This window comes from Flavonifractor sp. An91, assembly GCF_002159225.1.
Classification (GTDB): domain Bacteria; phylum Bacillota; class Clostridia; order Oscillospirales; family Oscillospiraceae; genus Flavonifractor; species Flavonifractor avicola.
In genome coordinates this window covers 1-6,502 of sequence record NZ_NFHA01000062.1, presented here as the reverse complement: position 1 = coordinate 6,502, position 6,502 = coordinate 1, and the positions used below count along the sequence as shown (strand labels likewise).

Genomic DNA, 6,502 nt, shown 5'->3' with positions numbered 1-6,502 from the left:
TACCATCTGGTTGGCCGCCGTTTCGATTTTGAGATGTTCAGCGGCTTGATTTTGTGTTGTCTTTTTGCCGCTCCCTCAAATCTGAAATTTCTACTTGACTTTTGTTAGCAGGTCTTTCCATGAAAAAAGCACCTCTGGACAAAGTGTCCAGAAGTGCCGTTATCGTTCCTCGCGTTCCTTTGCGGCGATCTTCCGATAGCCCTCCAGGGAGGAACCGTCAATAATTTCTTTGTAGGCCGCCATCTGCTCCCGCACCGTGAGCTGCGGAAAGGCAAAGACTTTGTGCTCGTCGGGAATGTCCTCGCTCCCGTGATAGTGCTCGATAAATTGACCGCCATTGTTCAGCACATAGCCGCCAGGGGCAAAGTGGCCGTCCTCTTCAAGCCGAATGTCCCGCCCATATGCCTCATAGTCAAAATAATTCAGCAGGTGCTCCGGCACATCAATGGCCTCCATGTCCTCCACATAGATGCGGCCCAGGGTTTCATCGTCCTCAACGCCGGGATAAAACTCATAGCAATCCAGATTTTGCGCCAGATTGATGAGATCGGCCACGCTGGACGTATGTTCGCCGCTGTCAATGACGGCCTCAAATTTCTCCAGTTCGCCTTGATCCAGCTCGGAGAGCAGACAGGCCAGATAATTGAGCTCGTCCAGGTTTTCATATTCTGTGAGATAGTCGTAGAGCCCCAGCACATCACCGTCAAAGCTGGTTATGAAAAATTCCTCATAACGTACCCCGTCCACACCGATCCGCTTCAAAAGGGCCTGTACTTCTTCGGTAGTCGTGGGGAATTTCAGCGTTTCGCCAACCAGCTCACCCTCGTTGTACTTTCCCAGGTTGGTGATGTAGGCTTCAAACAGGGACGCCATCAGCGGCGCCCCTGGCCCTTGACGGTCAGGATGCCCTCAAGGGTAGTCGCGGTAATCCCCAGGCGCTGGGCCACGGCAATATCATTTTTCATGGCCTCGGTCACGGAATGGCCGCATACCACCAGCACACGGGAGCGCCGGAGCAGATCGCGGCCCATGTCGATGCCGTTCTTGTGCTCCTCCGGCACCGCGTCATTGAGGAACAGCGGCAGATAGAGCATGGGGCAGATGGGGGAATAGCCCGCATCATAGACCACGCGGCAGTAATGCGCCGCCTGCTCCATATCCACCGCAGGATCACCACGCCACGCAGCGGTGATATACGCAAGGGATCGTTTCATCGTCAACACCTCCGATATTTAATAGGTAGTTCAGCCCTATCCCCCCGCCCTTTCCCATTCATGGGAAAGGGGGCGGCTCTGGAGGATATATCCCCGCCGCCTTGCCGGAAATAGCACAGCCGGGCCAGGCCGTCAAGGGCAAGCCGCCGCAAGCGGCGGGCGTTCCGCCCCTTGACGGCCCGTTCCCGGCTGCGCTGCAAAATATCCGGCGACGGGGGATATATCACCACAGAGCCCATCCCCGGCGCGGGGCGTTCACCTCTGGACAAAGTGTCCAGAAGCGGGGCCCGGTTACTTCTCCAAGTCCTTTTTCCTGTCCGGTTGCGCCAGTTCGGGCGGCTGTTTCTCTTTCCACTCGTCCAGCAGCGCCATGATCTGCTCTTTCATTTTGGCAGGAGTGACCTCCTTGCCGAAATACTTAGACAGTTCAGCAGTCGAAATAATCACACCGCGATCCTCCTTTTTTCTTCACTCAAAATGCCGTCGATCACATCGCCGTTGAGCTTGCCCTCCTTGTCCAGCTCGTGGAGCCGCTTCGCCTGGGACACCGAGGGGGAGGACTGCTCCCCATCAATGGAAACGGCAATCAGCCGCTGGTTTTCCGGCCTGATATACGAAATCTCCACCGCAGGCATAAAGCCCATCTGCTTTGTGTCCACCTTGTCCAGAAGCTCCGGCACCAGGGAGTTGAGCCGGATATACCGCATGACCTTTTTATAGTTCATGTCGTGTTCCTTACCAACAATCTCCACCGAGAGCTTACCCAGGGCCTCCGCCTCTTTCTCATTTTTCGAGCGGGCCCCCTGGCGTTTGATAGCCTCCACCTCCAAATCCAGCAGCTTTGCCAGTTCGCTGGGGAGAGGATCTCCACGCTGCTTGTTGCTGTTCCGCATTTCTCGGACAGCTTCAAGATCGGTCATTTCCCGGACGATGCAGGGCATTTCCTCCAGCCCGGCCCGTGTACCACCATGATGGCGGCGGTGGCCCGCGATAATCTCATAGCCCTTGCCGTCTTTTTCCGGGCGGACGGTGGCGGGGGTCATAATGCCGTGTTCCTTGATCGTCCCCACCAGATCGTCCATCGCCTTATCGTCCTGCACCTTGTAGGGGTGCTCTCGGAACGTATGGAACGGATGAAGCTCCGCCATTTTCAGATAGACGATTTTTCCATCTTCCACCGGGCGGGGCGGCACGTCAGGCGTGGGCGGCAGATTGATCTCCGGCGAGACTGCCGCCTCCTTGACGGGAGCGGCCTTGCCCGGCTTTACCGCCTTAGCGGATTTAGACGCAGGCGCACCGCCGGAGCCCGTTTCCTTGCCCTTGTCAGCTTTCTTACCTCTGGACACTTTGTCCAGAACAGAGGGCGGGGCCTCCTCACGGGCCGTCTTGTCAACCTTAGACGGGCGGCCTGTGCGGGGCTCCGCCGCTTTCTCCTTCTTCCCCGCAGACACCGCAGCCTGCTCTTTCGGGGGACGGCCCCGGCGCTTTTTCGGCTTATCCGCTTCCGGCGCTTTTCCCTCCGCAGCAGGGGCAGGCACTTCCTTTTTACCATTATCGGCAGACTGGAGCTCTGACAGATTGATCACCTTTCCAGCCGGAGCCGGTGTATCTTCGCCCATTCCAGGAAGAACAGTCTGCTGTGTGTGCTTGTCGGTAGACGGCGGATCGGGCTCCACATGATCGGGGGCCGCTTTATCTTCGCCAGAAACAGCAGGAGCATTATTTTCCTCCAGCGGTGGCAGATCACCCTGGCTGGGCGGGAATTGGTTTTCCGGGGTCTTATTTTCCTCCGGGCCCATGTTCACTTTTTCATCGGCCATTTGCTAACCTCCTTTTTGATGGAATGAAAAAAGGCCAGACCTCCCGGCCTGACCAGCAAAAATAACTCCCCCTTTCATTTTCAATTTGAAATCAGCATCACTCCTTTCCAAAACCAGGCCATAAAAAAACGTCGCTTTTCATAAAGAAACAGCGACGTTTTAGTGTAGGTTGGCTCGGTTTTTGTTGTCGTTTGTGGTTATATCTTTAATAGAGAAGGCTAAAACAAATAAATAACCTATAAGACCAGATGTATCAGTCACCACATTCGAGTAAATTCTAATAGCAAAGTGTAAATTATCTGTTAATATTAGCCGCAAGTTGTATGTAAATGTGCAACTTTTAATAATTGGTCACCATTATTAAAGGAGGGGATATATAATGGATTAGTGTAACAGAACAAATCGGGATTGCATATTATAGGTAACTGAGGTATACTTTATTTAAGAATACCTCCGGATTGAGGTGGTTGTGATATGATTATACAATCTTGCGCTTTTACAATTCACTTTCCACATAACACGAAGATTCGTGAGCATCTTTTCGAGTTAGAGAAACATTTTACAGATTTCCAAAAACCGTTTACGCTTGTACCTTTACCGCCGGATGCACCGATGGAAATTCCGCGCATTGTTGCAGCAACTGAACACGGACATTCTCAACTAACAATTTGCGGAAATAGTGCTCAACTTGTAACGAATTTTGACGCAAAATTTAATCGAGATATTAAACGTTGTGTAGAATATGTTAGTGATAAGTGCAATCGAATAGTATCAGCCTTGTCCATTATGGATGGAAGTGGTTCGGAAACTCCAAAGTTCTATTTTTCTGGTCTATCAATGACACTCCTCTTTGACCACGAAGATGGTATTGTAGACTCCGTAGACTATGTGTCGAAGAATTTTATAGACTACAAAACCAACTTACCAACCGATGAAGTTCAGTTTCGTTTGGCGCTTGTAATTGAAAGAAAATATTATGTGAATGTTATGGTGCAAAATAGCCGTACTTTCTCTGGCGTACCAGATGAGCGAGGTTCCTTTGCAGGTCTAAAGAATTTGGGAGACCGTCTACAGGTTATTTTAGACATCAATGATCGATATGCATTTAATCATGAGCCAAACTATACTTCTTGCGTTGAAACTGTTTCTTCTCTGTCTTCGCTTGCAGAACAGTTTGCGGCAAAGTATATCAGCTCATTTATAAAGAATGGAGAGATTAATTATGTCGGGCAGTAATGCTTTGACTGTGCCGTTAACACTAATACTTGGATTATCTCTATCTACGATACCTGCTGGAAGTTCGACTAATATAGCACCCACATTTAGCTATCAAATCGAAAGCAGTTATCAAACCACTTCGTTGAATGTTGTAGCTAAAGAATTTGGCAATACAAGTTTTAGCCCCCGTCATGATGCGTTGGCGCTGTTTGGCGAACAAAGCAATTTTTCTCCTGAAGAACAAATGACGTATAGAGCGATGTTGAAAGAAAATTCAGAAAATGTCGGAATAAATATTTTTGACCTATTCTAATGATAAACACATAATAAAGAGTTGAATGCTTATGATTCCGGAATTTATCGACTTTTGTAAGGAACTTTTCCCAAGTATTGATCCTTACACTAAAGAACAGGCAAAGCAGGCTATGAAACAATTTGAAAGTATTGAGGGACCTGTATTGTGCAGGCCTTGTGGTGCTTTTGACCTTTTACAAGGCGATATATTTTCGGAGATCCCATTTTTCTATACAGACGAAAATGGTGAGATGAAGGTTATTCGACGTAAAGCACAATTACTATCTAACACTTGTGATGCTTCGAGAGATGAACTATTGCTGTTTGCTGCAGTCCACCCACTGAGTGATATACACGATAACGATTCCATGATTTCAAACATTGTACGGAATAAACGTTATAGTGCCTTTTACTTGCCCGACCGCATATTAAAAGATGATTATGTTGACTTTGAGCTAATAAATTCGATGTCGAGAGAAACTTTTTTGCGGTTATATCAAGAACAGAAGGTCAAGAGAATTGCGTCACTCACTATGGTTGGCTACTATATGTTTATTTGCAAATTAACTGTCTTTTTTATGCGTCCAGAAGATGTCGAAGTAAACTCTGATCGATATGTTCCGGCTTAAAATTATTCTTGCGTACCAAAAGCACTCTTCCCACCCCCTTTTAGGGGGTTCGCTACACGCTTGTACGGGGAGAGCGCTTGAATGGCATTCAAGAGGTCAGCGGTTCGATCCCGCTTATCTCCACCATAGGATGCGCTGGGTATTCTTAGATAACTTGTCTTGCTTCAAGGCAAGTTTTTTCTTTTGCCTATTCCATGCCGGGAATGGGCTTCTGTTTTTATGCGGCGATTTCCGCAATGTCCAGCCCCAGGCTGAACTGCGCAAAGTCAATGTTGAAATCAATGTGCAGCTTGTAGTCCCGATAGACCTCCACCCGACGGATCAGGCAGTTGACGATCATTTTCTTTGCCTCCAGGCTGGCCGTGTCGTAAAGATCGGCCCAGGAGATTACATTGTCGTACTGCTCCTCCAGGGAGTGCAGAACGGCTTGCCCTTCCTCATAGGCGGCCTGCGCGTCCTCAAACTGCTTTTGCAGCTCGGCGCATTTGGCCTCGGCCTCGGACACCATAGAGCCCAGCAGGTCTTTGGGAAAGGCACTTTCCCCTCGCAGAGCCTTGATGACTTCCGCTTTGAGCATAGCCCACCACATAGGCCCCGTGGGTTTCCAGCTCCGCCACCTCGGGAACCGTCAGCTTGCCGTCCTCGTCGGTTTCCCCGGTTTCCTTCTGGCCCAGGTCGCCCTTGACGGTGACGGTCAGGCCCTCCTGGGGCTCACGCTCCTGGTCGGTGACAGTGACGGTGATCCGGTTGTCCTCGTCCATGTCGGTGCCGTCCGGCAGGGTGACGGTGATGGTGCCGGTTTTTCCAATAGATACCCCGGCGTCGGGTATGGGACGCTTAGTCTCAAAGTCCTCCACCTTAACAGTCAGGGTCCAGCGGTCCCCGTCGGCATCCTCCCAGCCCACGGTGCCCTTTCCGTCCTCATTGGTGGTATCAGAGCCGCCGGGGACGGTGAGCTGACCGGTGGCGTCGGTCTTGCCGCTGCTGAAATTGTCGTTGCGGTCCGTGATGGAAATGTCCATGCCCGCCACGGGGGACTTGTCCTTCACAAACTGCACCTGGATGGTGGTCTGGTCGGCATAGTCCAGCAGGCGGCCAGAGGGCAGCCGGATGGACAGGGACTCGTCCTCGTGGAGCGTGACCGTGGCCCCGGCAACGGGGTTTTTGGTGTCCGTGTCGCTGACCGTCACCAGATAGCCGCCCACAACGGCCTCACCCTTGCTGTCCGTGGTGGCCTGCTTGTAGATTTTCTCGATTTCCGCAGTTTCCAGGGTTTCACCGCAGACTTCGCATTCCTGATGCTTGCTGCCTTCGCTGTCGGTGGTGG

At 50.9% G+C, this 6,502-nt stretch carries 6 protein-coding genes and 2 pseudogenes; 3 read left to right on the top strand and 5 right to left on the bottom strand.

What is annotated here, in order from left to right:
- Positions 1 to 159: 159 nt before the first annotated feature.
- The 3 genes and pseudogenes from B5G42_RS16995 to B5G42_RS16985 all read right to left on the bottom strand — a co-directional run bounded on the left by B5G42_RS16995 (position 160) and on the right by B5G42_RS16985 (position 3,034).
- Positions 160 to 873 (bottom strand): antirestriction protein ArdA, encoded by a 714-nt coding sequence (locus B5G42_RS16995; RefSeq protein WP_087272948.1) that lies wholly within the window; start codon positions 871 to 873, stop codon positions 160 to 162.
- Entirely contained in the window at positions 873 to 1,214 is a 342-nt protein-coding gene (locus B5G42_RS16990) for a hypothetical protein (protein WP_087272945.1), read from the bottom strand. Before B5G42_RS16990 ends, B5G42_RS16995 begins: the two co-directional genes overlap by 1 nt.
- 291 nt (positions 1,215 to 1,505) lie before the next feature.
- Positions 1,506 to 3,034: pseudogene (locus tag B5G42_RS16985) on the bottom strand (ParB/RepB/Spo0J family partition protein).
- Positions 3,035 to 3,508: 474 nt separating this feature from the next.
- Between B5G42_RS16985 and B5G42_RS18030 the strand changes: the two are divergent.
- Genes B5G42_RS18030 through B5G42_RS16980 form a run of 3 tightly spaced genes read left to right on the top strand, consistent with a single transcriptional unit; the run spans position 3,509 to position 5,175 of the window.
- Positions 3,509 to 4,270 (top strand): hypothetical protein, encoded by a 762-nt coding sequence (locus tag B5G42_RS18030; protein WP_140399881.1) that lies wholly within the window; start codon positions 3,509 to 3,511, stop codon positions 4,268 to 4,270.
- Positions 4,257 to 4,565, top strand: coding sequence for a hypothetical protein (locus B5G42_RS18025; protein ID WP_140399880.1), 309 nt, complete (start codon positions 4,257 to 4,259; stop codon positions 4,563 to 4,565). Before B5G42_RS18030 ends, B5G42_RS18025 begins: the two co-directional genes overlap by 14 nt.
- 31 nt (positions 4,566 to 4,596) lie before the next feature.
- On the top strand, positions 4,597 to 5,175 hold the full coding sequence (locus B5G42_RS16980) for a hypothetical protein (RefSeq protein WP_087272942.1): 579 nt from the start codon (positions 4,597 to 4,599) through the stop codon (positions 5,173 to 5,175).
- Between the two features lie 217 nt (positions 5,176 to 5,392).
- Here the strand turns inward: B5G42_RS16980 and B5G42_RS16970 are convergent, their stop codons facing one another.
- Together B5G42_RS16970 and B5G42_RS16965 are read right to left on the bottom strand one after the other, a co-directional pair.
- On the bottom strand, positions 5,393 to 5,683 hold the full coding sequence (locus B5G42_RS16970) for a hypothetical protein (RefSeq protein ID WP_206406210.1): 291 nt from the start codon (positions 5,681 to 5,683) through the stop codon (positions 5,393 to 5,395).
- Positions 5,634 to 6,502 (bottom strand): annotated as a pseudogene (locus tag B5G42_RS16965) (hypothetical protein); the annotation flags it as partial. The gene B5G42_RS16970 and the pseudogene B5G42_RS16965, both read right to left, overlap by 50 nt.